General features: G+C 60.1%; 30 protein-coding genes and 2 pseudogenes. 17 read left to right on the forward strand and 15 right to left on the reverse strand.

Annotated features, from left to right (window positions below; all coding sequences use genetic code 11):
* Positions 1 to 22 precede the first annotated feature (22 nt).
* Both ACVJ5M_RS46585 and ACVJ5M_RS46590 read left to right on the forward strand, forming a co-directional pair.
* Positions 23 to 334 (forward strand): hypothetical protein, encoded by a 312-nt coding sequence (locus ACVJ5M_RS46585; protein ID WP_231145612.1) that lies wholly within the window; start codon positions 23 to 25, stop codon positions 332 to 334.
* Complete coding sequence (locus tag ACVJ5M_RS46590; RefSeq protein WP_085398671.1) at positions 331 to 600, forward strand: hypothetical protein; 270 nt, start codon at positions 331 to 333, stop codon at positions 598 to 600. The genes ACVJ5M_RS46585 and ACVJ5M_RS46590 overlap by 4 nt, the downstream gene beginning before the upstream one ends.
* A gap of 9 nt (positions 601 to 609) precedes the next feature.
* On the opposite strand, the gene ACVJ5M_RS46595 is transcribed toward ACVJ5M_RS46590, so the two are convergent.
* From ACVJ5M_RS46595 to ACVJ5M_RS46620, 6 genes and pseudogenes are all read right to left on the reverse strand, one after another.
* Positions 610 to 840, reverse strand: coding sequence for a DUF6894 family protein (locus tag ACVJ5M_RS46595; protein ID WP_135217240.1), 231 nt, complete (start codon positions 838 to 840; stop codon positions 610 to 612).
* A gap of 48 nt (positions 841 to 888) precedes the next feature.
* Positions 889 to 1,089 (reverse strand): hypothetical protein, encoded by a 201-nt coding sequence (locus ACVJ5M_RS46600; protein WP_231141863.1) that lies wholly within the window; start codon positions 1,087 to 1,089, stop codon positions 889 to 891.
* 141 nt (positions 1,090 to 1,230) lie between these two features.
* A complete protein-coding gene (locus ACVJ5M_RS46605; RefSeq protein WP_456679786.1) occupies positions 1,231 to 1,668 on the reverse strand; it encodes a hypothetical protein in 438 nt (145 codons plus the stop codon).
* Between the two features lie 1,061 nt (positions 1,669 to 2,729).
* Positions 2,730 to 2,888, reverse strand: a complete 159-nt coding sequence (locus ACVJ5M_RS46610; protein WP_161495745.1) for a hypothetical protein — start codon at positions 2,886 to 2,888, stop codon at positions 2,730 to 2,732.
* A gap of 146 nt (positions 2,889 to 3,034) precedes the next feature.
* Positions 3,035 to 4,102, reverse strand: a complete 1,068-nt coding sequence (locus ACVJ5M_RS46615) for an IS3 family transposase (protein ID WP_231142186.1) — start codon at positions 4,100 to 4,102, stop codon at positions 3,035 to 3,037.
* Positions 4,069 to 4,221, reverse strand: a pseudogene (locus ACVJ5M_RS46620) (transposase); the annotation flags it as partial. The pseudogene ACVJ5M_RS46620 and the gene ACVJ5M_RS46615, both read right to left, overlap by 34 nt.
* Before the next feature lie 581 nt (positions 4,222 to 4,802).
* Between ACVJ5M_RS46620 and ACVJ5M_RS46625 the strand changes: the two are divergent.
* Together ACVJ5M_RS46625 and ACVJ5M_RS46630 are read left to right on the forward strand one after the other, a co-directional pair.
* Positions 4,803 to 5,165 (forward strand): hypothetical protein, encoded by a 363-nt coding sequence (locus ACVJ5M_RS46625; RefSeq protein ID WP_085398674.1) that lies wholly within the window; start codon positions 4,803 to 4,805, stop codon positions 5,163 to 5,165.
* A 934-nt stretch (positions 5,166 to 6,099) separates the two neighbouring features.
* Complete coding sequence (locus ACVJ5M_RS46630; protein ID WP_341850584.1) at positions 6,100 to 6,393, forward strand: ATP-dependent DNA ligase; 294 nt, start codon at positions 6,100 to 6,102, stop codon at positions 6,391 to 6,393.
* A gap of 262 nt (positions 6,394 to 6,655) precedes the next feature.
* Here the strand turns inward: ACVJ5M_RS46630 and ACVJ5M_RS46635 are convergent, their stop codons facing one another.
* Positions 6,656 to 6,820: a DUF2934 domain-containing protein gene (locus tag ACVJ5M_RS46635; RefSeq protein ID WP_371441352.1), complete on the reverse strand. Its 165-nt coding sequence runs from the start codon at positions 6,818 to 6,820 to the stop codon at positions 6,656 to 6,658.
* A 512-nt stretch (positions 6,821 to 7,332) separates the two neighbouring features.
* Here ACVJ5M_RS46635 and ACVJ5M_RS46640 point away from each other — a divergent pair.
* A complete protein-coding gene (locus tag ACVJ5M_RS46640) occupies positions 7,333 to 8,070 on the forward strand; it encodes a universal stress protein (protein WP_354100725.1) in 738 nt (245 codons plus the stop codon).
* Between the two features lie 363 nt (positions 8,071 to 8,433).
* Here the strand turns inward: ACVJ5M_RS46640 and ACVJ5M_RS46645 are convergent, their stop codons facing one another.
* Entirely contained in the window at positions 8,434 to 8,850 is a 417-nt protein-coding gene (locus tag ACVJ5M_RS46645) for a hypothetical protein (protein WP_144030598.1), read from the reverse strand.
* Positions 8,851 to 9,164: 314 nt separating this feature from the next.
* On the opposite strand from ACVJ5M_RS46645, the gene ACVJ5M_RS46650 reads away from it, so the two are divergent.
* Both ACVJ5M_RS46650 and ACVJ5M_RS46655 read left to right on the forward strand, forming a co-directional pair.
* A complete protein-coding gene (locus tag ACVJ5M_RS46650; RefSeq protein WP_231145610.1) occupies positions 9,165 to 9,803 on the forward strand; it encodes a hypothetical protein in 639 nt (212 codons plus the stop codon).
* Positions 9,804 to 10,069: 266 nt separating this feature from the next.
* Positions 10,070 to 10,243, forward strand: a complete 174-nt coding sequence (locus ACVJ5M_RS46655; protein WP_179945624.1) for a hypothetical protein — start codon at positions 10,070 to 10,072, stop codon at positions 10,241 to 10,243.
* 188 nt (positions 10,244 to 10,431) lie between these two features.
* On the opposite strand, the gene ACVJ5M_RS46660 is transcribed toward ACVJ5M_RS46655, so the two are convergent.
* The gene (locus ACVJ5M_RS46660) at positions 10,432 to 10,692 is read right to left on the reverse strand and encodes a hypothetical protein (RefSeq protein WP_354100726.1); all 261 of its coding nucleotides are present in this window, start codon (positions 10,690 to 10,692) and stop codon (positions 10,432 to 10,434) included.
* Positions 10,693 to 10,703: 11 nt separating this feature from the next.
* Here ACVJ5M_RS46660 and tnpA point away from each other — a divergent pair, with 11 nt between their 5' ends.
* From tnpA to ACVJ5M_RS46680, 4 genes are read left to right on the forward strand one after another with little or no spacing between them, the layout of a single operon-like run.
* Positions 10,704 to 11,084 carry an IS66-like element accessory protein TnpA gene (gene tnpA, locus ACVJ5M_RS46665; protein ID WP_456679787.1) on the forward strand — a complete coding sequence of 127 codons (381 nt, stop codon included), beginning with the start codon at positions 10,704 to 10,706 and terminating at the stop codon, positions 11,082 to 11,084.
* A 34-nt stretch (positions 11,085 to 11,118) separates the two neighbouring features.
* Positions 11,119 to 11,472: an IS66 family insertion sequence element accessory protein TnpB gene (gene tnpB / locus ACVJ5M_RS46670; protein ID WP_231142412.1), complete on the forward strand. Its 354-nt coding sequence runs from the start codon at positions 11,119 to 11,121 to the stop codon at positions 11,470 to 11,472.
* A 51-nt stretch (positions 11,473 to 11,523) separates the two neighbouring features.
* Positions 11,524 to 13,089 (forward strand): IS66 family transposase, encoded by a 1,566-nt coding sequence (gene tnpC, locus ACVJ5M_RS46675; RefSeq protein WP_456679788.1) that lies wholly within the window; start codon positions 11,524 to 11,526, stop codon positions 13,087 to 13,089.
* A complete protein-coding gene (locus ACVJ5M_RS46680; RefSeq protein ID WP_456679378.1) occupies positions 13,086 to 13,688 on the forward strand; it encodes a plasmid pRiA4b ORF-3 family protein in 603 nt (200 codons plus the stop codon). Before tnpC ends, ACVJ5M_RS46680 begins: the two co-directional genes overlap by 4 nt.
* A 300-nt stretch (positions 13,689 to 13,988) precedes the next feature.
* Here the strand turns inward: ACVJ5M_RS46680 and ACVJ5M_RS46685 are convergent, their stop codons facing one another.
* From ACVJ5M_RS46685 to ACVJ5M_RS46700, 4 genes are all read right to left on the reverse strand, one after another.
* Entirely contained in the window at positions 13,989 to 15,020 is a 1,032-nt protein-coding gene (locus ACVJ5M_RS46685) for an ATP-dependent DNA ligase (RefSeq protein WP_231145768.1), read from the reverse strand.
* 35 nt (positions 15,021 to 15,055) lie between these two features.
* Positions 15,056 to 16,561: an FAD-dependent oxidoreductase gene (locus tag ACVJ5M_RS46690; RefSeq protein WP_354100718.1), complete on the reverse strand. Its 1,506-nt coding sequence runs from the start codon at positions 16,559 to 16,561 to the stop codon at positions 15,056 to 15,058.
* A gap of 58 nt (positions 16,562 to 16,619) precedes the next feature.
* Positions 16,620 to 17,513 carry a DUF72 domain-containing protein gene (locus tag ACVJ5M_RS46695; protein ID WP_354100717.1) on the reverse strand — a complete coding sequence of 298 codons (894 nt, stop codon included), beginning with the start codon at positions 17,511 to 17,513 and terminating at the stop codon, positions 16,620 to 16,622.
* Between the two features lie 425 nt (positions 17,514 to 17,938).
* Positions 17,939 to 18,370 carry a pyridoxamine 5'-phosphate oxidase family protein gene (locus tag ACVJ5M_RS46700; protein WP_038953432.1) on the reverse strand — a complete coding sequence of 144 codons (432 nt, stop codon included), beginning with the start codon at positions 18,368 to 18,370 and terminating at the stop codon, positions 17,939 to 17,941.
* Between the two features lie 217 nt (positions 18,371 to 18,587).
* Here ACVJ5M_RS46700 and ACVJ5M_RS46705 point away from each other — a divergent pair, with 217 nt between their 5' ends.
* The 6 genes from ACVJ5M_RS46705 to ACVJ5M_RS46730 all read left to right on the forward strand — a co-directional run bounded on the left by ACVJ5M_RS46705 (position 18,588) and on the right by ACVJ5M_RS46730 (position 22,763).
* Positions 18,588 to 18,806 carry a hypothetical protein gene (locus ACVJ5M_RS46705; RefSeq protein WP_063982882.1) on the forward strand — a complete coding sequence of 73 codons (219 nt, stop codon included), beginning with the start codon at positions 18,588 to 18,590 and terminating at the stop codon, positions 18,804 to 18,806.
* A gap of 796 nt (positions 18,807 to 19,602) precedes the next feature.
* The gene (locus tag ACVJ5M_RS46710) at positions 19,603 to 19,806 is read left to right on the forward strand and encodes a hypothetical protein (RefSeq protein ID WP_085398680.1); all 204 of its coding nucleotides are present in this window, start codon (positions 19,603 to 19,605) and stop codon (positions 19,804 to 19,806) included.
* Positions 19,807 to 20,632: 826 nt separating this feature from the next.
* The gene (locus ACVJ5M_RS46715; RefSeq protein WP_456679789.1) at positions 20,633 to 21,250 is read left to right on the forward strand and encodes an AI-2E family transporter; all 618 of its coding nucleotides are present in this window, start codon (positions 20,633 to 20,635) and stop codon (positions 21,248 to 21,250) included.
* Complete coding sequence (locus ACVJ5M_RS46720) at positions 21,247 to 21,654, forward strand: AI-2E family transporter (RefSeq protein WP_456679790.1); 408 nt, start codon at positions 21,247 to 21,249, stop codon at positions 21,652 to 21,654. Before ACVJ5M_RS46715 ends, ACVJ5M_RS46720 begins: the two co-directional genes overlap by 4 nt.
* A gap of 45 nt (positions 21,655 to 21,699) precedes the next feature.
* Positions 21,700 to 21,918: a response regulator gene (locus ACVJ5M_RS46725; protein ID WP_161495746.1), complete on the forward strand. Its 219-nt coding sequence runs from the start codon at positions 21,700 to 21,702 to the stop codon at positions 21,916 to 21,918.
* Positions 21,919 to 22,241: 323 nt separating this feature from the next.
* The gene (locus ACVJ5M_RS46730) at positions 22,242 to 22,763 is read left to right on the forward strand and encodes a YciE/YciF ferroxidase family protein (protein WP_085398682.1); all 522 of its coding nucleotides are present in this window, start codon (positions 22,242 to 22,244) and stop codon (positions 22,761 to 22,763) included.
* On the opposite strand, the pseudogene ACVJ5M_RS46735 reads toward ACVJ5M_RS46730, so the two are convergent.
* Positions 22,760 to 23,094, reverse strand: a pseudogene (locus ACVJ5M_RS46735) (hypothetical protein); the annotation flags it as partial. The gene ACVJ5M_RS46730 and the pseudogene ACVJ5M_RS46735 sit on opposite strands and share 4 nt — an antisense overlap.
* Complete coding sequence (locus tag ACVJ5M_RS46740) at positions 23,051 to 23,350, reverse strand: integrase core domain-containing protein (protein ID WP_456679817.1); 300 nt, start codon at positions 23,348 to 23,350, stop codon at positions 23,051 to 23,053. The gene ACVJ5M_RS46740 and the pseudogene ACVJ5M_RS46735, both read right to left, overlap by 44 nt.
* Between the last annotated feature and the right edge of the window lie 18 nt (positions 23,351 to 23,368).

A 23,368-nucleotide genomic window follows, 5' to 3' on the forward strand; every position in this document is an offset into this window, starting at 1 on the left:
GTCGGTCGGCTTCTATCCTGGCATGGAGCCAGGCACATGGCGGAGTGGCATAGCCGCCACCTTCGAAGCCGCGCGCGAGGCTTTCGAGACTGCATGGTCGGAGCTACAGCCGAGCACCCCCGACAATGCCTTCGCCGAATGGCGCCGCGATCGCGACTGGCGGGCCGAGGTTGCGGCCAAGCGGGCGCGGGGCGAGAAGCTCGACAGCGAGATACGGAGCACGCTGATGCGCTGCGTCTGCGGCACCACATTCGACAGCTGGAAACCGGCGGAGAGCTACCAGCACCGCGCACACTTCACCGCCGCGCAGGCGGCCAATGGGACACGACGATGAAGCACACCGCAGAACGACCCTATGCAGACCCGGATGCGGCCGCGCGCAAGCTCGTCGAGCTCGCGGCCAGCGTCGCGGCCGTGCAGGACGGCCGCATCTACATCGAGCGGATCAACGGGCAGTTCATGATCGAGCTGAAGGGCAGCGGGAGCGAGTTCGGCGCCGGGCTCAGATACGCCATCGAGCGCGGCTGGTTATCGAAGCATGAAAGCGGCACCTACGTGAAGCTGATGCCGCCCGGGGAAGATCTGCTGACTCGCAAATAGGAACCGTCCTTACTGCTTCGTCCTACTTCTGTCGAAAATGAATGCGGCTTGAAACACCCGTTCAACGTCTGTCCTCACTTCCACGGAAACGTCCTGCCGTATGGTGGCAAAGTCCTTTGCCAAGTTCGCAAGCGACCTAGCGGCTTCGACCTCGGCCTCTTGCTGAGTGTCGAATTCCAGACCTTCCTCGTCCGGGTACAAACCAGTGTCGTCCCGGATGTCGAAGTAGTACCGGGTCATAAGCCGCCCTCATTCGAGGGAGAGCATAGAAGAAATGTTCGCGTGTTCCTATTCTGGCGGCTGCAGTCCGGGTGATCTCAACCACTCGCTCAAGTGCGAGCCGGTCTCGGCCTGTCTGGCCTTGCGGAGGAGAGCTTCTCGCTCGAAGCCGGCAGGGAGCTTCTTGGCTAGCTCTCTTAAGCGTACGGCTTCTTGGGCAAGACGTTCTTCGAGGGACACAGTTTGTTTAAAACGACGGCGTCGCTGCATGACACACCTCGATCTTACGGGTCCTAACCGTTGGGTTTGAGTTCTTGCAGCCTAACGCGCGGGCAGTTCCGTGGTCTGTGCCCTAGTGAACACAAGTTCCACGCGATAACGCGGGAACCTCGGATCACAATTGAATGTTACTTATCGCGGGCAGCCGGAGGGGAACGCCATGGAAATGGACCTTGCCGAGCGCTTCTTTTTGGGTCTCGCATTCATAGGTGCAAGCTGCCTCTGTGTCGTTTTCTCCGTCTGGATGCTTACTTGAAGTTCTGGCCCGCCAGCGTGAACCGGCCGCCGGACTTGCTTTTCCGCACCCAACGACCAGCAGTAGCCCGCCCTGCCGCCTGCCGGATAAGCACGGGTGAACTCTCCTTGGCGCTTGATGCGGTTGTAGCGAAAAGTGCAGCCGTGCGCCCGGGCAAAGACCTCCGCCTCTGCAATCGCGATGGCACGCGTGCCGCCAAACGCACGCTCGATGTAACGGTCCCGAATTATCAATTTCTGGTTCGACCCGACGTCATCCAAAACCGTCGCTAGCTTAAGCAGGAAGTCTTCGCGCGTCTCCATAGGGACAAACATGCAACGGCGAACGCCTGAATGCCAGCAAGGAGCTATGAAAGGCGAAACCTCGCCGCACAAATAGCCCGTCCTCAGTCTTTGGGCGGGAATGGATGGACGACGGCTTTTGCGTCCGTCGCCTGTGCGATCAGAACTGCGATTCCCTCGAGCGTTTGTTGGTCGTTAATTCGGAATGACAGGCGCCGATATCGGGCGATCTTGTCGTCGTACTGAGTGCACTTCTCACACATGACTTCCGCTCGGCATAGAGGGCGGGAGCGTGAAGCACTCTCAGTCACCGATAGGCGCCTCGGACTGGGCGGTGATTTTGCAATTATATACCTTGCACCGGGTTCCCGACATAAGGAACATCGGCGCAAAAGCTCAACGCCATAAGTCTGCCCAATCAGCGAGGGTTTTAGGAGCTTTGCTGTGATTGCCTAACGGGTCCGACGATTAGGCGATAGGTTGGCACCCACGCTGTATTCCAGCTCTCAAGGGTGGTGCCGCAAACTGCGCATTCGAAGCTGGCTATCTGGCGGCCGGGCGCCATGGACTCGACACGGCTGTAAACGGCGCCGCACTGGCAGGATCGGTGATGTGATTCTGACATGCCTATTTTATGCGCTCTAAGAGCCAAACAAGCCAGTACGAAACTTTGGCCACCAAGCGGATCGGGGCTGAACCTTCATGGCCGACGTCTGGACCAATGATTATCCGGGATTTTGTTGATCCCTCTCGGGGCTGGACTGAACCGATCGCCGCCAGGACAATGTATTTAGAGCCTGGCGGCGTTTCTATTTCAGGAATGATGGGAGGCCCCAGCATGAACCAGCGCAGGCTGGCAAAAAGCGGCCCCAGGGTGCAAGGACCTGAGGCCGAAGATTACCTTCTCTCATTGCTTCGGGCCTAACCGCAGACTGGCGGGCTCCGTTCCTCAGTCCCCATCCGCCAGCGTGAACCGGCGGGTCTCACTTGGTCGAAAATAATTAGTGTCGCCCGACCTGCGATTACCGGCGCGCTCGCCAATTGATCAACGCGCCCTTCATGTTCAAGCTCAAGAGCCGCCAACTCAGGCGGCCTTAATTCACGTCCATTGTGGATTTGCGGGCAGGCCTCTTGAGGCGCCAGTGCCCGACCAACGCGCGCCACTCGAATACGATGACGATGATGCCGATCAGCGCAGTCCGGATGCCTGACATTATCAAAATCATTTGGAGCGTCGGATCATCGGCTGTCATGTCGATGTTCCAAAGTATCAATGTGAACAATTGTTCCAAGGTATTATTTGGGTGGCTGCAAACCCGGCGAGCGCAGCCAATCAGTCATATGGGCGCCGATCTCGGCGATCCTAACTCGCCTTAGGAGCTGACCTGCCCCTGAAGTTTCACCCAGTAGCGGTTAGAGTCTCGGCGGATGTTACGCCGTTTGGCGCGGTGTGAGCAACGTGCGATCGGCGGAGCTGGTCGGGGTTGCGCAGCCGATCGCACGTTGCGGTGAGGTAGGCGGCATAGGCCGCAGGGGTCAGATAGCCGAGCGAGGAATGCGGGCGTTGGCCGTTGTAGTCGCCGACCCAATCCGCAATCTTGGCGCGGGCGTGATCGAGGCCGAAGAACAAGGTTTCGTTGAGAAGCTCGTCCCGCATCCGGCCGTTGAAGCTTTCACAGAAGCCGTTCTGCATCGGCTTGCCCGGCGCAATGAAGTGCCAGTCGATCTTGTTCTCCTCCGACCAGGCCAGCATGGCATTGCAGGTGAACTCGGTGCCGTTGTCGGAGACGATCATGCCCGGCTTGCCGCGCTGATTGATCAGCGCCGTCAGTTCGCGTGCCACCCGCCGCCCCTGGATCGAGGTGTCGGGGATGGCCGCCAGACATTCCCGGGTCACGTCATCGACGATATTCAGGACCCGGAAGCGACGGCCGCTGGCGAACTGGTCGTGGACAAAATCCAGCGACCACCGGGCGTTCGGCCGAGCCTCGACCAGTATCGGCGCTCGGGTGCCCACGGCGCGGCGGCGGGCCCGGCGCTTGCGCACGCTGAGGCCTTCCTCTCGATACAGACGGTAGATCCGGTTCCGCCCGGACGGCTCGCCCTGCTGGCGAAGCAGCACGAACAGCCGGCGGTAGCCGAACCGCCGACGGGCATTAGCAAGCTCGCGCAAGTGGCCGCGTAGTTCGGTGTCCGGCGGTCGGCACGATCGGTACCGAACCATCTTGCGGTCAGCGCCGACGATGCCGCAGGCCCGCCGCTCCGCCAGACCCATGACGGCCTGCAGGTGCGCGACGGCTTCGCGCTTGGCGACGGGCCCTACCATTTTTTTGACAAAAGCTCGCGTAGCGCTGCAGCATCCAGCATCTGCTCGGCCAGCAGCTTCTTCAGCTTGGCGTTCTCGTCCTCGAGTTGCCGCAACCGCTTGGCATCGGAGACGTCCAGACCGCCGAACTTCGCCTTCCAATTGTACAGCGTCGCTTCAGAGACGCCATGCTTCCGCGCCAAATCGGCAGCCTTCGCACCCGCCTCATGCTCACGCAGCACGCCAATAATCTGCTCTTCCGTAAACCTGGCTCGCTTCATCTGTCCGTCCTTCAGAAGGCCGGACTCTAACTTCAACTGGAGGAAATCGGCAGGGGCAGGTCAGAGCGCCTCGCGCTCGGCCCCGGCCGGCAACCGATCGGCCATCGTCTTGAGTTTGGCGGCCTGCTAAACGACGAAAGGCGAGGACGGTTCCCCTAGAGGAACGAATTAGCCAACTTCAGTTCAACTTGCGACGAAGGGCCTTGCGCGCCATCTCCATCCATTCTTCCGCAAGGTGCAGCCACGCCTCCTTGTCCACCTCGCGTGTCGCCTTTTCAGCCCGATGCAAGCAATTCTGCGCTTGATGCAGGTACCTAACAAAATCAGCGTCGCCCATCGCGTACAATGCGGGGGCAAAAAGAAGGTGCCAAATGAGAGGCCGCAGGCGCCGCCTTTAGACAGCTCCTGCGGCCTATGCTGCGACGTTCCGCACGATCGGCGCGGCACGGCCCACCGGTTAGCACAGGAACCACAAGGGCGCGCGCATATTTGAGCCGTCGCTGCCGCGCCGCCAGAGCTGGCGGAGCGGCCCCGGCCTAACCTCCTTGACCCCCTCAGTCCTCATCGTATCGGAGTAGCGTATGCGTTCCTCGCCCTCGATCGTGCCGGCCGACCGCCTCGACCGCGACATCTATCTGGTGCTTGAAGACTTCGGCGCGCGCGCCGGTTGCGCCTGGCGTGAGACGGATGAGGCTGACACTGATCTTGAGGGCGTCCTGCAAAATCTCCTGTCCGGCCAGTACGCCTATCCGGTCCGAATTGTATCCTTCAATCCCGTCGAGGGGTGGTCGCGGGATGCGACTTCCGACGTCGCCGACGCGCTGGCCCAGCGCGCGGCCGACACCGACGCCGAGATCTCCTCCGCACTACAAGCCTTCATCGCCGCCACCGCCACAAGGCGCTTCGACGCACAGCTGGCGCTGCCCCTGCGCGGGGTCGCCTGATGCCCAGCGAGGAAAAGCCTGTGTCCGTTGGTGCAACGACCACGACATGCGTCAACTGTGACGATTTCGGCTGGGTTTGCGCGAGAACCACCCGGACCGCCCCTGGGACGGCCCGCGCGCCTGCACCTGTGGCGGCGCCGGCGCACCCTGCCCGGCCTGCAACGCTGCTGGCGAAGGTGAAGTGCCGCGCATGCCAGAAGGCTTTCAGATCGAGGTCAACAAGGACGGCTGGCGGCACTGTGGTGCCTCTATCGATGTGAGCGGCCCAGGCGCCTCCGGGGCTGGAGAGGAACGGAGACACCGGGACCGCAACGACGCACCGGCTCGAAGTTGGGGCGCCGTGGATATTCTCCGCCCCGGGATTCATCGCAGGCTCTAACAAATGTTGAGTGTCCCAGATTAACTTTGCGGGCTTCCTCCGTTGCGCAGTGTTCCTTCGCGGAACAGAGCCCACGAAATATTCCTGACACAAACCGCTGCTTCCATGCCTTCAACCGGGCCGCGGTGTTTGTATCCTTAGTTGTTTTCATTCCCGGGGCTGGCTTTGCTCGAACCTATTTTTTTTGACCGGCGTCGATAGACTTTGGACAGGGCCGCCCCACAAGGGCGGCCCTTTCTTCTGGAGCCTTCAAGCCCTATCTGCGGTCTATGCGTACTGCGTTCGAATTTTGCCGGCTTACCGCCGCCTAGATGGTACCGGCCGGGCCCGACTGGATCCACGAAATCAAATACGACGGCTAACGCCTGCGCGTAGAACGGCGAGGCCGCGACGTTCGGCTGCTCACCAAGAATGGTCACAACTGGACCGACCGCTTCCCTTGGATCCTCCAGGCAGCGTTGAAGAACCGCGAGGAGCAATTTGTCATCGACGGTGAAGCCGTAGTGCTCGGCGTCGACGGCGTCTCAGACTTCAACGCCCTGCACTCGCGCCGAGGTGCAGCTCTATGCGTTCGACATTCTGGCGCTCGGCGGCGAAGACTTACGTCAGCTGCCGTTGACGATGCGCAAGACCAACCTGGCGCGCCTGCTACGCGGCCGCCCCGATGGCATCTTCGTCGCACCGTTTGAGGGCGGAGAAATTGGGCCGGACCTCTTCAAAGCAGCCTGCGGCATGGGCCTTGAGGGATTAGTCTCGAAACGGCGGAATCGCCGCTACGTCGCCGGCCGCACAAAGGAATGGATCAAGATGAAGAACCGAACACACCCCGCTATGTCCAGAGAGTTTTGACACGAATACCGGATTAGGGCGTGCACTCATATTGCCGCTTCTCGAGATAAAGCGGACCTATGCAAAGAAGTCCGGCAATTTCGCCATTTGACCCAACTCGGACATTTGCGCGAGACGGGTGGCCGCTAACAAATGCGACGCATGCACGTTCGAGTAACCCACCTCAGCGCACGGTCGGAGCATGCTCCCGCTCGGCTAACGCCGAGGGCGCGGCGCACTAAGACTGGTGCGGTGCCAGCGTAGGGCGACAACGGAATTATTATTAAATGTCGGCCCCTTTGTTGGGGGCACCACGCTCTTCTGCGCCCTGTAATTCCCTCTGCGCTTGGTCCCAGAACTCGTCTTCGCGTCCTTCCGGTTTGCCCGCCTGCTCCCACAGCTCGAACGCGCGCTTCCGTATCTGCTCCTCGGTTGGGTGGGCCATCATGAAATCTCCCAGAGCGCAGTCCTGCCTTGGGCAGGAGGCACAAAGGGCAGGACCGCCGGGCCAATTTATCTCAAAGAGCCAATTCGGGCTTCGGAGTCGTTCCTTCGCCACGCGCCTTCTCGGCCGCATCATCCGCCAAGGCCCATAGCAGCCGTATCCCGGCCGTTGGCCCGAAGTCGGCTTCTGACCACACCGGACATCGACGACCAAAGTCGGCAACCGGCACACCTGCGGGTCTCCGGAACTTTGGGGTGATTCCGGGAGTTTATAAATTAGGCGGTATCGCGATTTCGCTTTCGGCTCAACACACGCTCAACACACATATGCCGTCTGTCGTCGCAAACCGCGGCATCGCAGGAGGCTCTTCATGAGTATCAAGCGAATCTTGGTTCCACTTCCCGGCTCAGCCGGCCTCACCGGTCAAATTGAAACGGCCCTGTCTGCCGCCAAGGTGCTGGTGGCTCACGTCCAGGCACTGTTCATCAGTGAGCCGCCGCCAGTCACGCGACCTAATGGCCACCGACCTAATGGCCACCGAAATGGGACGACGAACGGCGACCGTCCCGGTAAATTGGCACGCCGAGGAACGGGAGCGAACTGCGCGGGATGCGCGTGAGGTTTTCGCGCGGGGCTGCGCGGTAGTCGGCATCCCGATGCTATCGGCGAGCGACGAGCCCGGCCGCCCGCTCGCAGCATCCTGGCGCGAAGCCGAGGGATCGTATGTGGAAATCGCGGTGCAACGGGCCGCTGCCTTCGACCTAATGGTCGCCGCAAGCGCCAGCGTGATGGAATCGCTCATGGCTATTGCCGAGCAATCGCTGCTGCGGACCCGTCGCCCCGTGCTGTTGGCGCCGGCTCGCCCGCAGAGTGATCTGACCGACAGCGTGATGATCGCCTGGGACGAGAGCCCGGAATGCTGGCACGCGGTCTCGGCTGCCATACCGTTCATGCAACTTGCCAAATCAGTGCGGGTCATAAGCGTTGACCGGGACGGCAGCAATCGTCAAGCCTCGCAGGCGGAGGTGCTTGCATATTTGCGCTGTCATGGCATCGATGCGACCGCGCAGGTGGTTGCACCGGAATTGCGCTCGGTGGGTGATACGCTGCTCGCGGTGGGGGCAGAGCATGAAGCCGGCCTGCTGATCATGGGCGCCTATTCCCATAGCCGCCTACGCGAGATGTTTCTGGGCGGGGCCACGCGCCACATCCTTAAGAACGCTTCGGTACGCCCCGTTCTCTTAGCGCATTAGCCCTCGTCAGAGCGCAATCCCAGCTCAGGTTGCCGCCAACGCCAACGCTATGGCGGGCTTGCTCACTCGCCGAAGGCGGGTTGGGGGGACCGTGCGATTAAGCACCGACGCTGCCAAACGCACCACCCTCCTCAATTGGGTCTCCCGAGTTCGGCACTTATGGCAGATCGTGCTCGGGTCGATTTGATTGGATGTCGGTTTGTGGGCCCTTAACGGACCTCGTGCAATGTCCTCTTCTCCGCCGCGGTTGGGAAATAAGCGGGCATCGCGGATTTATGAGTGCACGTGCTTGCGATGAAACCTTACGCCTCATTGCCGAGGTGCCCATCTCCTTGGTCGGTGCTATTGATTTCCCAGGGAGGATTATCCCGCCGGTCCGGGAATGAAGCACCGCCACAAAGGAGTCATTCTTCCATTGTCGTATGACGGCCACCACCAAACCATCGCCCTGCCGCTGAGGTTCTGCCCGTTGACTACGACAGAGTTTGGCACGTCAAACCATTGCCCGGGTTCGTTTGGCCGATGCGGATGCTTCAGAAGGACTCTATAGCCATTTTTTGCCATATCCCACTCGGCCTCCGCCTGTTGGCCGTCCCCACCATCACAGCACGGCTCACCTGCCCTATTCTTGAGACTTTTGAACCAAGCGTTCAGTTCTGGTCGCATCAGGTCATGTGAATAGGCTGTGTTGATGCCGAAAAATGTGACCGCACACAATCCCACCGTGCCGGCTACGATCAACCGATAAAGATGCACTGGGTGTCCATTGGAACTGGTCATGGAAACCTCCGTTTCCTAGCCCGTTTGCGTGGGTCATCGGAAACGAGCGAAGGTTCAACCGGAAGTACACTTAGGTGCCGGCCAGTTCCTCGGCATGCTTTGCTTTTTGACGTGACGCCGAGTCAATTTGGCTTCTTGCCCTAACAGCGAAGTGGCGATGCCCCTCACTGTGGTCAGCTTAGTGGGACGCAGCGGACGAGATTTGCTTACGCTGAGTTTTTCGCTTTTGACCTGAGCGGAAGTCCCGGCGCTGATCGTTCCGCAGCGGCCAAATGGCGCGTTTCAGGAGCTCAAAAGGAGGCTAGGATAACTACGTGCAAGACCTCAGCGCAGACGCCGGCCTCCGGCTCCTCCGCGGCTGGCATCAGCGAAAACTCATGGAGGATTTCGCGATGAAATCGCTGGCCTATGTAACTCTATCTGTCCTCGCGCTTATGCCGAGCTACGCCTTCGCTCAACAGTCAACCGGCCACAAGATGAGCGACGAGGAGCTGATTAAGCTGTCCTTGTCCGCGGCACCCGAGGCCATCGCCAAAGACGCAACGATCGTCGCTATGGATCACGACGGCAAGATGCGGACGTTGCGCAAAGGAACTGGGCAGTGGACGTGCATGCCGGGCCATGCCGATCCGGCCAACCCCGACCCGATGTGCGGCGATCAAAACGCGATGGAATGGGCGACGGCATGGATGGAGCACAAGGAGCCACCGGCGAATAAGGTAGGGTTCATGTACATGCTGCAAGGGGACGGAGGTGCAAGCAACACCGACCCCTATGCAACAAAAGAAGAGCCCGGCAACAATTGGATCAAAACCGGCGCACACGTAATGATCGTGGGCTCTGGCGCTAAGATGTTGGATGGTTATCCACGCGACGCGAAGGCCGACCCAACGAAGCCCTATGTGATGTGGCCTGGCACGCAATACGAGCATTTGATGCTGCCGGTCCGCTGATCTCGCGATCCTGCATCCGCGCCAGGACGGTTCTGTGCGGGGCGCGCGCGATGAAACGCGCGTCCCTATCGGTCCTGCTGCCCCGATGAGTCCGCTTGCGGCCCCTTAGCGGACTTCGTGAAGAGCCGGCTTCTGCGCCGCTGTTGGCGAATAAGTGGGTACTGGCCGAAATAGGCCACTCGCGAAAGTGAATTAGTGCCACTGGTAGGAACTAAGGGATTGCCCGCCCTGTTGCATGTTGTTCCTCCCTCTAAAGGAACAGCCTTATGGCCGACGACAACAACAAAAATCCAAATGAGAAGCAGCCCGGCGAGAATCCGGACGGCAAGTACCATTTCAATCCTGGGAACATGGCCGGGAAGAAGCCCGGGGATTCGGAGCAGACTGCCGAAAACCGTGGCGAGCAGCCGCACGCGGACAAAGAAAAACCCGCCGGTTAGGTGCTGGCCACTCGGAGGCCGCCAACTGAGGCGGCCCTACCCTTTTGATTTGACCTCGCAAATCCTGCGTTTCAGGTGGCACGTCATAGTCGTCCACTAGCCTTTCGGTCTGCTCCTTGGCCTTTTCATGGGATCGACAAGCCGCTAACTATGGCCATCCGGGCCTAGGATGTAGGCGCGACATCCAATCATTCCGGTGGTGCCAGACCGGGCGACCTGAACCACTCGCTCATATGCGCGCCGGTCTCGGCTTGCCTGGCCTTGCGGATTGTGCGCTCCCGTTCGATACCCGGTGGAAGCGACTGAGCCTTCTCACGAAGACGCCTTGCCTCTTCTGCAAGGCGTTCCTCAAGGGACATAGTTTGCTTGAAAGTAAGCGTGGCGTTGAGGCCCTTGAGAATTTTTGTACTCAGTCCTGAGAGCACCGCTAGAAGAGTCTTCTTCTGCAAGGGTGCTCACAATGGACGACCATTCGGACGACATAAGACGACCGTTGTCATCGCGTATCGAAGTGTACGCAGGCGCAGGTCGAAAGCGCTGGCCGGACGACTTGAAGGCACAGATTGCCGCGGAAAGCCTCGAGCCGGGGGCGATTGTCACAGATGTCGCGCGTCGCCATGGGTGCCGGCCCCAGCAGGTGCACGACTGGCGGCGCCGGGCGCGTTTGGGCCAGTTGGTACTGCCGGCTTCGGCGGACACGCTGTCGTTCGTGCCGGTGGTATCGGAATCGGCGCTACCGGCGGCCGCAGAGCCCACTGGGTCGCCGGAAGCAGCCGTTGTGACGGTTGAGCTCCAGGGGCACGAGTTGAGGTGCGAGGGACGCCTGGCCTTGCTGTGTTGAGTGATGTGTTCTTGGCGCTTCGACGGACACGTTCATGCTGACGCCGCCCGCGAGCCTCATGATTTACGTGGCGACGCAACCTGTGGACTTCAGAAAAGGTGCGGAGGGCTTGGCGCTCTTGGCAAAGGAGACGCTGGGCCATGACCCGATGAAGGGCGTGGCGGTGGTCTTCCGTGCGAAGCGCGCTGACCGTGTGAAGATTGTCGTCTGGGATGGCAGCGGCCTTGTGCTGTACTGGAAGCGGCTCGATGGCAGCGGCTTCAAATGGCCTCCCATCGTGGCCGGCGTGATGCGGATGAACGCTGCGCAGCTGTCGGCGCTGCTTGCTGGCATGGATTGGACGCGCATGCACGCACCTCGAATCCCGCAGCCGAAAGCGCTTGCGTAAAAATATAAATCTTCGCTGCATCGGGGCGCGAAGCATGGCAGACTCGGGCCAATGAGTGATTTGCCCGATGAGCTGCCGAACGATCCAGCCGAGTTGCGCGTCTTTGCCGCGGCTCTGCTGGATCGCTGCGCCAGGCTCGAGCGGTTGCTCAAGCTTGCAAAAGATGCGCAGTTCGGTCGATCCTCGGAAAAGCTGGACGCTGATCAGTTACAGCTTGTTCTGGAGGACATCGAAGAGGCCGTCGCGGCTCTCGAAGCAGCCGAGGATCGCGCCAATCCCAGAACCTGCGAGAAGAGAACTGCCGAGCGTAGAACCAACCGTGGTCAACTTCCGGAACATTTGCCGCGCATTGTCGAAATCCTGATACCGGCCGAGACCTGTTGCCCGTCTTGTAAGGGCGACCTCTTCGAGATCGGTCACGATGAGAGCCAGAGGCTAGACGTCGTACCGGCGCAGTATCGCGTCATCGTCACCCGCCGGCCCAAACTGGCCTGCCGCGCCTGTCATGGCGTCGTCCTCCAGCACGCTGCTCCCGAGCGATTGATCAGGGGTGGATTGCCCACTGAGCGGCTCGTCGCGCATGTGATCGACGCCAAGTATCATTGGCATTTGCCGCTTTACCGCCAGGCGCAGATGCTGGCGACGCACGGTATCGCCATCGACCGTTCCACGCTCGCCTTCTGGGTAGGCTATGCCGCCCAGGAATTGAAGCCCTTGTGGCATCGTCTGCGCCAGCTTCTGCTCGCCTCTTCGAAGCTCTGTGTCGATGAGACCCCGGCGCCGGTGCTGGACCCGGGGCGCGGCAGGACCAAAACCGGCTGCTTCTGGGCGCTGTCACGCGATGACAGGCCCTGGGCCGGACCTGACCCACCTGGCGTGGTTTACGCCTATGCACCGGGCCGTGGGGCCGTTCATGGCTTGCAGCTGCTTGAGGGCTATCGCGGCATCATCCACTGCGACGGCTATCAGGCTTACAAGACCATGACCCGAGAGACGCGTGTGGACGCCTTGTCCGGGACGCTCGCCTTCTGCTGGTCGCATCTGAGGCGCCAGTTTGTGAAGATCGAGCGCGAGGTTGCTCCGGCGCCAGCTCCGGTTGCCCGCGAGGCTCTTGAGCGCATCGCCCAGCTTTACGCGGTCGAGAAAGCGCTCCGCGGCCGATCAGATGCCGAGCGCCGTGCTGGCAGGCAGGCGCATGCCCGACCTCTGGCTACAGCCTTGAAGCAGTGGTTTGAGGCCAAGCTTGATCACCTTGCACAGAAGAGCGACACGGCGAAGGCCTTGCGTTACGCGCTGCGTCATTGGGATGGCCTGACGCTCTACCTTGATGACGGGCGCATCGAGATGGACACGAATGCTGTCGAGCGTGCGATGCGGCCGATCAAGCTCAACGCCAAGAACTCCCTTTTTGCCGGTTGCGACGAGGGCGCCGAGAATTGGGCAGTTCTGGCTTCGTTAATCGAGACCTGTAAGCTCAATGGCGTCAGTGCCGAGCACTGGCTCGCTGATGTTCTCGCGAAGCTCGTCAATGGTTGGCCTGCGGCGCGACTGGACGAACTGCTCCCTTGGGCGTCGATCTACACGATGCATGCACACGATCCGAGGCTGGCGGCATGAGCCTGAACACGACCGCGGTCCGGATCAAGGTGACCCTCGAGGACGTGAAACCGGAGGTGATGCGATGCCTTGTCGTGCCGCTCACGCTGCGCCTTGATCGGCTGCATCTGACGCTTCAGGCGGCGTTTGGCTGGACGAATAGCCATCTCTTCGAGTTCCTGGCTGGCGAAGGACGTTGGGGTATTCCTGATCCCGATGGAGATTTTGGCCCTCAGCCCATCGATGCTCGCAAGACGCGGCTCTCCAATATCGTTCACGAGACCGGCGCGAAGACGATCCATTATCTCTACGACTTCGGCGACAGCTGGGATCACGTGATCAAGCTCGAAAAGTGGTTCGACAACACGACAATGGAGGGACTTCCCGTCTTGCTCGAGGCCGCGAGCCGTTGTCCTCCGGAAGATGTCGGCGGTGCGTCAGGCTATGCCGAATACCTCGACGCCATTAGCGACCCCACCCATCCGGAGCACGAACAAATGCGCCTCTGGGGCCCCGAGCAGTTTGATCCCAACGTCGTCGACCGGAAGGCGCTCGAGGCCGCAGTCAACGCATTGTCGGAAATATGGAAGCCGCGCCGGCGCACCACGCGTTCAAAATAGACGTCAAGCACCAATCAAATGGGCCTCAGAGCTACGCTTACGCTTGAAACGGCGACGGTGCTGCATAGCGCTGCTGCATTCCTGAGGAAGGCGGGAGCGCTAATGGCGTTCTCATCCCCGATAAGAGCCAGGACAAGGCGATATCGCCCTGATGAACTGCGCCAAGGGGAGGACCGCCGTAGTGCTCGCAATCCAAACATGTCCGGCGACAACGTCAACAAGCCGGATCGCGGGCTGCTCGCGAGCGCATTATACCAACGGTAGCGCCCGCTCATTCCGGAGTAACGGTGCGCAACCTCTTTACCGAGACAAACGTCCACCAATCCCGAGCCTGGATAAGAGGGTGCGATCGGCTCTTTGCCTAACCTGTTCGAACGTGCATTGAGAAGGCTTTTTGTCCGGTCGCCACCTGATGATCGAAGTCCCGTGACGGAAGCGACCGCCGGTGAAATGATCGTAGGACACTTCGACCACATATTTCGGCTTGACCGGCTGCCATTCTGGCGATCGCTTCGTGGACCAGCGACTGGGACCGCCAGGGGCATTTCCTGTAAAGCTCTGAGCTTGCTTGACGGCTTCGAGCTTGTCGGTCAAAGCCGGCTTGTCCTTTGCTTTGATCCCCGACGAGAATCCAACGTGATGCAGCAACCCGTCGTCATCGTAGAGCCCGAGAAGAATCGACCCGACGACCTGCCGGCCCGCCAGACGGTTTTCGCCGTAGCGAAAGCCGCCGATGACACAGTCCGCACTACGATAACGCTTGATCTTTTGCATACCCTCTCGATTGCCGGCCTGGTATGGAAGGTCGAGGCGCTTCGCGATGACGCCATCGCTTCCACCGCCCGCCGACGCGAGCCAACGTTGGGCATCCCTCAGCTTCGAGCTGGCCGGCGAAAGGCGAAACAGGTTTGCCTTCGAGAAGAAACGAGCGGCGAAATTCTCCAGAAGCGGTCGCCGCTTGGCGAGAGGCTCACCCGCCAGATCGCTTCCGCCTTTCAGCAAGAGGTCGAACGCGAGGAACAAGGCCGGGCTCTCTGCCGCCAATTTCTTCACGCGGCTTGCAGCAGGGTGAATGCGCTGCAACAAATCATCGAATGAGAGTTGACCGCCGGTCGGAACGACGATCTCGCCATCGAGGACAAAGCTTTTTTCGCGGACCGCAAGCGCGCCGGCCATGACTTCGGGAAAGTACCGGTTGAGGTTCTGCCCGGATTTCGAATGGAGGTCGACTTGCTCGCCCTCCCGCACCAGAAGGCAACGGAAGCCATCCCATTTCGGTTCGTACTGCCATAGCTCGCCGATCGGAATGGCATCGACCGAACGGGCCTCCATGGCCTCGATGGCGATGCGGCGCTTTCCCACGCCGCTCAATCTTCCACACGAGCGAGAGGCCCGATGGCAGGAGCGTTGATTGGCTGTCCGTCGACATCGAACATCGATCCATGACAGGGGCAGTCCCAACACGTCTCAAAGCTGTTCCAATGCAGGTGACAACCCACATGCGTGCAACTCGCCGACCTCAGGTGCAGCGCACCTGCCTCGTCTCTAAAGGCTGCAAGTTTTTTCAGTCCACGCCGCACGACCGCGCCTTTGCCAAGCTTGAGATCGTCCAGTGAGTTAATCTCGCCAGGCGCCGCATACTCAGCAAAGCTTTTAAGTGCGGTAATGTTCTCAGTCACAAAGTTCTTCGCGGCCTTAAGAGGAACCCGGCCCGGCTCGTAGATGTCTTTCCAGGGGTGATCCTCACCAAAAACGAGGCTCGTATTCAGCATCGCGCCGGCGACACCGTGCGTCAGGCCTTGCCCGGAATCGCCCATCGCGACGTAGATATTCTTGCCGCCGGAATCCCGTCCGATGAAGCCGGCATAATCGATTGTATCGAGCACCTGCCCGGACCAGCGATGCGTCTCTTTGCCGAGGCCGGAAACCAGGCTGCGGGCCCAAGCTTCCAGTCTGTCAAAACGCTCATCAGCGTCGTCTGCCTCTCCGGTTTTGTGATCTTCGCCTCCCACCAGCACATAGTCGGTATTGGCGGGACCGGGCTGCAGGCGGACATAATGGTAAGGATCTTCAGTGTCCCAGTAGAGCGCGTCAGGTAGCGCACCGCGCTTGATCTCGAAGGTGATAACATAGGTCCGATAGGGAGCCGTCTTCGTGTGGATGGCAAAGCGGTCGGAGATCGAAGAGTTGGTTGCGACAACGGCATGTTTGGCGCGAATGGCGCCGCGCGCGGCTTTAACCGTCACGACACCATTGTCTTCAGTCACTTCGTCGACCGGACTGTCTCGGAAAAAGGTCACGCCATTCTCACTGCAGGCCTTTGCCACCCCGGCCAGGTATTTGAGGGGATGAAAAGTCGCTTGCCTGGGATAGCGCAGAACGTGGCGGCCCTCGCACCCTTTGAGGGATACGCCCATCAGCCGGTGGACGGGAGCTCCGACCTCGCGGACCGCATCCATTTCCTGGTCGATGATATCGGACGGCATGTCCCGCCCCTGAAAGAGATAGCCGTCAAGCCTGCGAAAGTCGCAGTCGATCTTCTCTATGTTCTGGATTTCCTCGATGCGGTCGATGGCAGCCGCCTGGCTGTCGCTAAAGAGCTTTGTCGCCTCGTGCCCCCTGATCTTCGTCATTTCGCTGACGAGATCGTCGCACAAAGGAGCAAGGTGAGCCGACGTCCTCGACGTCATGCCACCGCAAATGCGGCCGCGGTCGATGACAATGACGGACCTGCCGCGCTGGCAAAGCTCATACGCCGTTGATATCCCGGCGATCCCGGAGCCAATCACGGCGACGTCGCACTCCTGGGCGCCATCGAGCACGCGCGCATCAGGTGCGACGTCAATATCCATCCAGAGCGATTTGCTGGTCATGATGTTCTCCAAACACGTGAGAACGTTCCCATGTCAGGCCGAGTTCCAATTCTAAGTGTCAGACCTTGAGCACAACGGCCAGTATGCGCCTGAAGGTTGTCGCGTTCTTGGGAGCGTGCGCGTCGTTGTCATTGTTGAAATAGACCCAGGCCCGCTTCGCACCGCTCGCCTTGATCCTTTTGGCCCAGATCTCCAGCTCGCTCTTGGAATAATCGTGACGATACCATCGCTTTGGGCCGTGCAGGCGGATGTAGAGTTCATCGCTCGTCCGAACGAGTTCGTCCGGCAAGCGTGGCCCGCTGCAGGAGCAGAAGATAATCCCCGCGCTACGAAAAGCCTCATAGACCTCTTCATTCCACCAACTCGCGTGCCGAAACTCCACGACGTTGCGACGCTCGGGATCCAGCTGGCTGACAATGTCATTAAGCCGGGTCTTGGTGTAACGATAGCTCGGCGGCATTTGAAACAGAAAGCAGCCCATCCGGTCACCCAGAATGTCGGCGATCATTCCAAAATCCCGGATGAGCGTCTTTGTCGCTTTGAATCGTTTCACGTGGGTGATGAGTTCGGAGACTTTGACGGTGTAGATGAACTTCTTTCTCCCGGGCTGCCGCCGCCAGGATTGAACACCGGCGACTGTCGGCCACGAGTAAAAGGATGCATTGATTTCGACAGTGTCGAAACGCTTTAAATAATGATTAAACCACTCGGTCTGCGGCGCGTCTGCATAGAATGAGTCCCGCCATTTCCAATAACGCCAGCCGGAGCATCCGACGTGGACAAACTGTCTGTGCCGCGGCGGATCCTTTGGACGGTCAGTTTTTGTCTTGAGGCGAGCAGCATGCATCTTTGCGGCACGCTTGATATTGTCCTCGCGCTGCTTTTCGCGTCGCAGACGTCTGCGTTCTCGGAGCTCCTCGGGCGTCAATTCGATCCGCGTCGGTGGTGCCATCTGCGAACGAGCCTCGATTGCCTACCGCTACAGCCTCGCGAGCCCTGCTGGCGCCGTTACAATGCAAGCCCGCGGCGACATCTGGGCTCCCGCTCCCGCGTGCGGAATCGTTACCGTCGTTAAAAAGGGTCGTGAATTCGTAGAGAAGAACGACTGCACCGAGAGAGCGCCGCCAACGATTGACGCCACGGACGATTTCATCCACCGTCCAGAGAACCAGGCCACCGTTGACCGCGATCGCGCGATCGTCAGGGCCAAGTTTGCTTTGCCTGCTGATGGCCATACCCAGAGCAAAAGGCCGGCCACTATCACAATCCACAGAATGAGATTGGGTGACTGTACAATCGTGATAGCGCCGGTCTTGCGATTGCGGAAAAACCATCGAAAGAACTCGCGCCACTAGTTCGCCCCGGTTGAATCTTCAGTCAGAGTCCAACCTCACCTTCTTCGCGACCTTTCCAATAGGTCGCGCGGTTGGCTTTGACCTTGATCAGGACAATGCCTGGCGTATCCACGCCATTTTCGAACCATTTGTCGAGATCACTTGTCCAGTGCTGATGAAAGACGGCCTTGTCGCGGATCAGTTCGGCAGTCCCTTCGACGGCCACATAGATCCCTTCGGCGAATAGACCGGCCTCGGATGAGAATCCGAGCGCGACATTAGGATTCCGTTGGATGTCAGAAACTGTCCGCGTCTTTTCGTAAGTGAAGTAATAAGACGTGCCGTCGTAAGCCACGTCGCCGTTGTTACTCATGGGTCGATTGGCGATCTCACCGTTTTCTGTGTGGGTCGAAAGAATGGCGATGTCGATGCCGGCCATTTCCTTCGCGATTTCAGCGAGCGATTTCTTGGACATCTTTCCTTCTCCATTGGCCGGGGAGCAACTGCGGGGTTCAACCCATGTTCCCTTGAGGTCCGCAACTGGTTAGCCGTGGGAGCGACGACAAGCGATTACGCCGCTCATTGCTCTCGGACGCCGGCCGATGGCAAATGGGATGCATCTACCTCGACCACGCATTGCGTCCTCCGAGGTGGCCTAGGAACCCTGGGAAGGAGCAAGCGTTCGGCTCACTATGGTCGACACCCCACTTTCTCATCTTGTTGAACATTCGGTCCAGATCGCTTGGGAGTTCCTCGAGCGCTCGGGCGACCTCGGCGACGCTGCCGAAGCCAGCCAATTTCTCTCCCATAAGATCGAGCAAATGGTCCGGAACGGTGAACGTAGCAGGTTGCTGCTCTCGAACCGGGCGATCGATGCTTACCGGCGGCAATTCGGCGTCCTCGACGCCTAGCACGCATAACTCTACGAACGAAACCTCGAGAGCCCGCTTGGTCGTTAAAGGTGTCGCGACATGAAGCTCTCTCGTTGTGCCTTGGCCTTGGCGATTATCCTTCCCTGCGCTGCTTTCGCTCAAGGTGGCGGTGGTGGAGGCAGTGGCGGTGGGTCCGCGGGCGGAGGAGCCGGCGGCGCAGCCTCCTCCGGGGCGGGCGATACAGGGACATCCTCACCTTCAGCTACAAACGCCGCTGGCACTGCAGGGTCTGGCCCAGCAAATCCCGCCGGAACCGTTGGCTCTCCCGGCAACTCCACCGTCGGCAATGCCCCCGCAACGGCGCAGCCCGGCGTCAATCACGAACCGGGGCAAAGGATCGACACCGAAAGCGAAGCCCGGACGCGCGGCACCAATGCGGCCGGCACCGCTGCTTCCTCGGGCTCTTCGGCCGCGGCTGCGAAGACCGCGCCTGCCGGAGGGATCGGAAGGCCTGCGACCACCAACCAGCAGGATAGCGACGCCAAGATCGATCAAGAGAACAGCAACACGGACAGGATGGTGGGGTCGATCTGCAAAAACTGCAAATGAGCATCGTGTTGATCCTCATGTTGGGGCCTTTTTTGATGGAGCCGATTTCCGCTAGTGGAAAACGGCCCGGATCGCATAGGCAATACCCGCGGGCGGCGGAGCAAATCGGTACGATTAGACCCAAGAAGGATCTGTGGGACCCGACCGACCGCGCCCTCGAGAAGATCAGAAGCATCTGCCGGGACTGTTAGCCGCTCGAGTGTGATGCGCCTGGAGAACCCGCCGGATGAAAGCAATCGTGTATCAACATGAGCTCGCCGCCGAACTCGAGAAGCGGTCTGGCGTAACCGGCCTCAAGCTGATCCGCGTAAAGGGTTACAGCCCCAGTTGGCAACTTGGCGGTATCCGGCAGAAGCCTCTGGAGGAATCCGCCGAAGCGGCTTTGGGTGAGGAAGTGCGGAAGTTGCAGACAGAGTTTGACATGGCCTAGGCTGGCGCTCGCCCATCACGGCTTCTCTTTTCGGCAACCTCTAAAGGAAGCGGCACCGGCGGACGGATTGATTTCTCCGACAGGCGGAAGTGACTTTAGACTTATTCCGGCGCCCCACCCCGACCCGTAGATTTTCCGCTGACACTTGCCGAAGCGTCCAGCCTTCGGCTCGCAGCCGATGCGCGCCCAGTCCACGGAAAGGAGTGACCGGACTTTATCAAGCATCGACTGCGGATCTCATCTCTCAAAGCGTCAAGCGGTTGGACAAAGGCTCGCATGAAGGCACGGTGCTGGCGAGTAGGGTCCGATGCAGGTGAGCGCTCACAAGGCCTCCCTTTTTCAACGTTACGCTGAAGGCGGTGACGATCCGAAACAAGGATGGGGCGAACAAACCCTTGCATGCTCTGCAGCATCATCTTGGCCTGGCGCAGGAACTCGACAGAAACCGAAAGTAAAAAGTAAATCGGCTTACCTAGATGCCGGCATAGGGCAGCCCACGTGGGCAGCCCGGCCTTGTTAAGGCGGCGCCCGCCTGTTGCGTGAACAATGGTCTTTTCTGCCGTAAGAGCGATGAGAGGCCCCGTACATTGGATGGAACCTTGATCAAGCCTCGAATGTTTTCTGACGAGCGGCGCCTACTTCACGGCAAGATTAGCGACCCCGGTAGGATCGACGAGCGCCGGACCGCCAAGCGAGGTAGCAAGTGGGTCGCCCGAACACGGTTAGCAAGCGGATAGCAAAGCCCGGCACATCGACAGCTTCGGATCGCGACGCATCTCGCAACCCGGTGCAGCAAAAGCCGCTCCCACTTGGTTCGGGCGCGCGCATGAACGCCCGGGTGGTCTTTGCCGTAGCGGTGGTAGCGCTCTCCCTGTGGACAGCGGGGGGATTCCTGCCACCTTTGATCTGGGCAACCATTCTCGCCGTCACCTTGTGGCCTCTCTACATCAAGTTCGCTGCACGGCTCACCTCGGGCCCAACAAGGCTGGCAGCCGTCGCCTTTACGGCGATCGTCGCGCTCATCCTGTTTACGCCCATGGCGCTTGCCATCTACCAGGTGGCCGAGCAAAGCGGTGACATCGCGAACTGGCTGAAGAAGGCCAGGGAGAGCGGAATCGAAGTGCCCGACTGGATCGCTCGCCTGCCGGTCGTAGCAGAAATCGCGCAGCAATGGTGGCGCGATAATCTGTCGGATCCGAAAGCCGCGACTGCTTGGCTCAAGACCATCAATGCGGATGATGCGTCTGGTCTATTCAACACTTTCGGCGGTCAGCTGATGCGTCGCCTGTTCATGCTCTTCTTCTCCCTATTTGCCTTGTTCGTGCTGCTCAGCAACGGCCGCTCGGTCGCTAACCGTACCATCGAGACGTGCGATCGCATCCTGGGGCACCCCGGCGAGGGCGTGGTGCAGAAGATCGTGGATTCGATCCGAGGGGGGCGGTGAACGGTACCGTGATCGTCGCTATCGGCGAAGGCTCGTTGATCGGCGTCGGATACGTGATGTTTACCATCATAACCACGGCCTTTGCGATGCTCCCATTCGGTGCCTGGGCAGTGTTCACGGCTGCCGCCGCGACGCTTTTGTCCGGCGGTGGCAGCGGGATCGCAGCCGCAGGCGTCTTTTTCTGGGGCGCGGCCGTCATGCTTGCAGGGGATCACTTTGTGTGGCCAACTCTGGTCGGGGGCGCGGCGCGGCTCCCTTTCCTCTTTGCGTTCGTCGGAATTTTCGGGGGGCTGGCTGCCTTCGGCCTACTCGGTTTGTTTTTAGGACCAGTCATCATGGCCGTACTATTGACGGTTTGGCGAGAGTGGATTTTTCGGCCTGAAGAGCGAAGCAGGTTTGACTGATTGCGCCGGCGTGCGGGCTGCCCATCACCTCGGCGCGTACTCGTCGTGGAAGATGATCCTCTCATCCGTGAATTCGTTGTCGACGCTCTGCGCGAGGAGGCCTTTACGTGTTCCAGCCGATGGCGACGAGGCGCTTGCCTGTTGCAAGCGGCGGTCGCGGAGGTGCTCATCACCGACATCAGGTTACCCGGGAAGATCGACGGATGGCAGATCGCCAAACGCTGCCGCGAGCATCACCCGGAACTGCGATACCGGTGGTCGTGATCGTGTTTCCAGCCATCTTCGCCCCCATGTACGCTATCCGCAGCGACATCATATATCTACCGCGCGCCGGGTGTTCCTGGGAAGGGTTGACCGGATGCAACGTGCGGGATGACGATCGTGCAGCAGGTGCGCGAGTTCTTCGCGCTCGGATTCTCTATCGAACAGGGCTTTCTGAATATCCCGGGCATGTCGCCCCATACGTCTATGGCCGCCCGTCCCAGCAGGACGGCGAAGCTTCCGGTCTTGTCTTCATCGGCGTCTTAGTGGAACAGCGGAAGACCTCCCGCGTTCCATTGCCATCATTGCGAGAGGAGAAATCGATTATGGGTATCTTCACCAAGGACATCAAAACCATGGATGACTTGCTGATCCATGGGCTTCAGGACATCTACTATGCTGAGCAACAGATCACGAAGGCGCTGCCGAAGATGATCGACAAGGCCACTAACCGCGATTTGGTCACGGGCCTCAAGAATCATCTCGAAGAGACCAATAAGCAGATCGAGCGGCTTCAGAAGGTCTTCGAGAAGCTAGGCAGGGAACCCAGTGGTGCGCAGTGCCCGGCCATCGACGGCATCATCAGGGAAGCCGACGAGACCGCGGGCGAGATCGAGGACAAGGCGGTTCTGGACGCCGCCATCGTCGCGAATGCGCAGGCGGTCGAGCACTACGAAATTTGCCGGTACGGGACACTGATTGCCTGGGCCGAGGAGCTCGGCCACGACGAGATCGTACGCTTCCTCACCACCAACCTGAACGAAGAGAAGGCGGCGAATACCAAACTCAATACGGTGGCGCTGCGCAAGGGCGTGAATGCCAAGGCCTCCAGCTCCAGCGCCGCCTAAGACGTGTCTCCCGGCCCTAACGACCCCGACATCGCGGGGTCGCTATTTCGTCGCGGCCGGTGGACCGCTCGCAGCTTGCGTCTTGCGAACCAGCACGTGATCGAGACGACGAGCCAGGCCAGCGACGCCGCGGCGAACGCGCCGGCCACGCTACGCTCGACGATCCACCAGAACACGGCCGCGAACGCCAACATCCTGCCCCAAGCGCTGCACCGGCGGCGTCGAGCGCGGCGGCCTCCTGCCCGCGCCTTTCGCCGACGAGCCCGGCCTCCCGCTTGCGGCGGATCTCATGTTTTTCGATGAGCGTGGCGCTGGCGCAGAAGTGGAGTGGGCCCCTCGGAGCAGACGGGGTCAGGCTGCTGGTTTGACCGTTCGCCGGGTGTGTTGATCCTCGAATTGCACAGGACTGAGAAACCGAGTGCCGAGTGAAGCCGTCGACGGTTGTAAACCTCCTCAAGGAAGCGCGGAAGGTTTTCGGCAACGTCGATGAAGGTTTCGAATGCCATCGGATAAACGGCTTCGACCTTGAGTGTCTTCATGAAGCTCTCCGCCGTGGCATTGTCGTATGGGTTGCCGCGCCGGCCCATGGAGCCGATCAAGCCGTG

Source organism: Bradyrhizobium sp. S3.7.6, from assembly GCF_054061875.1.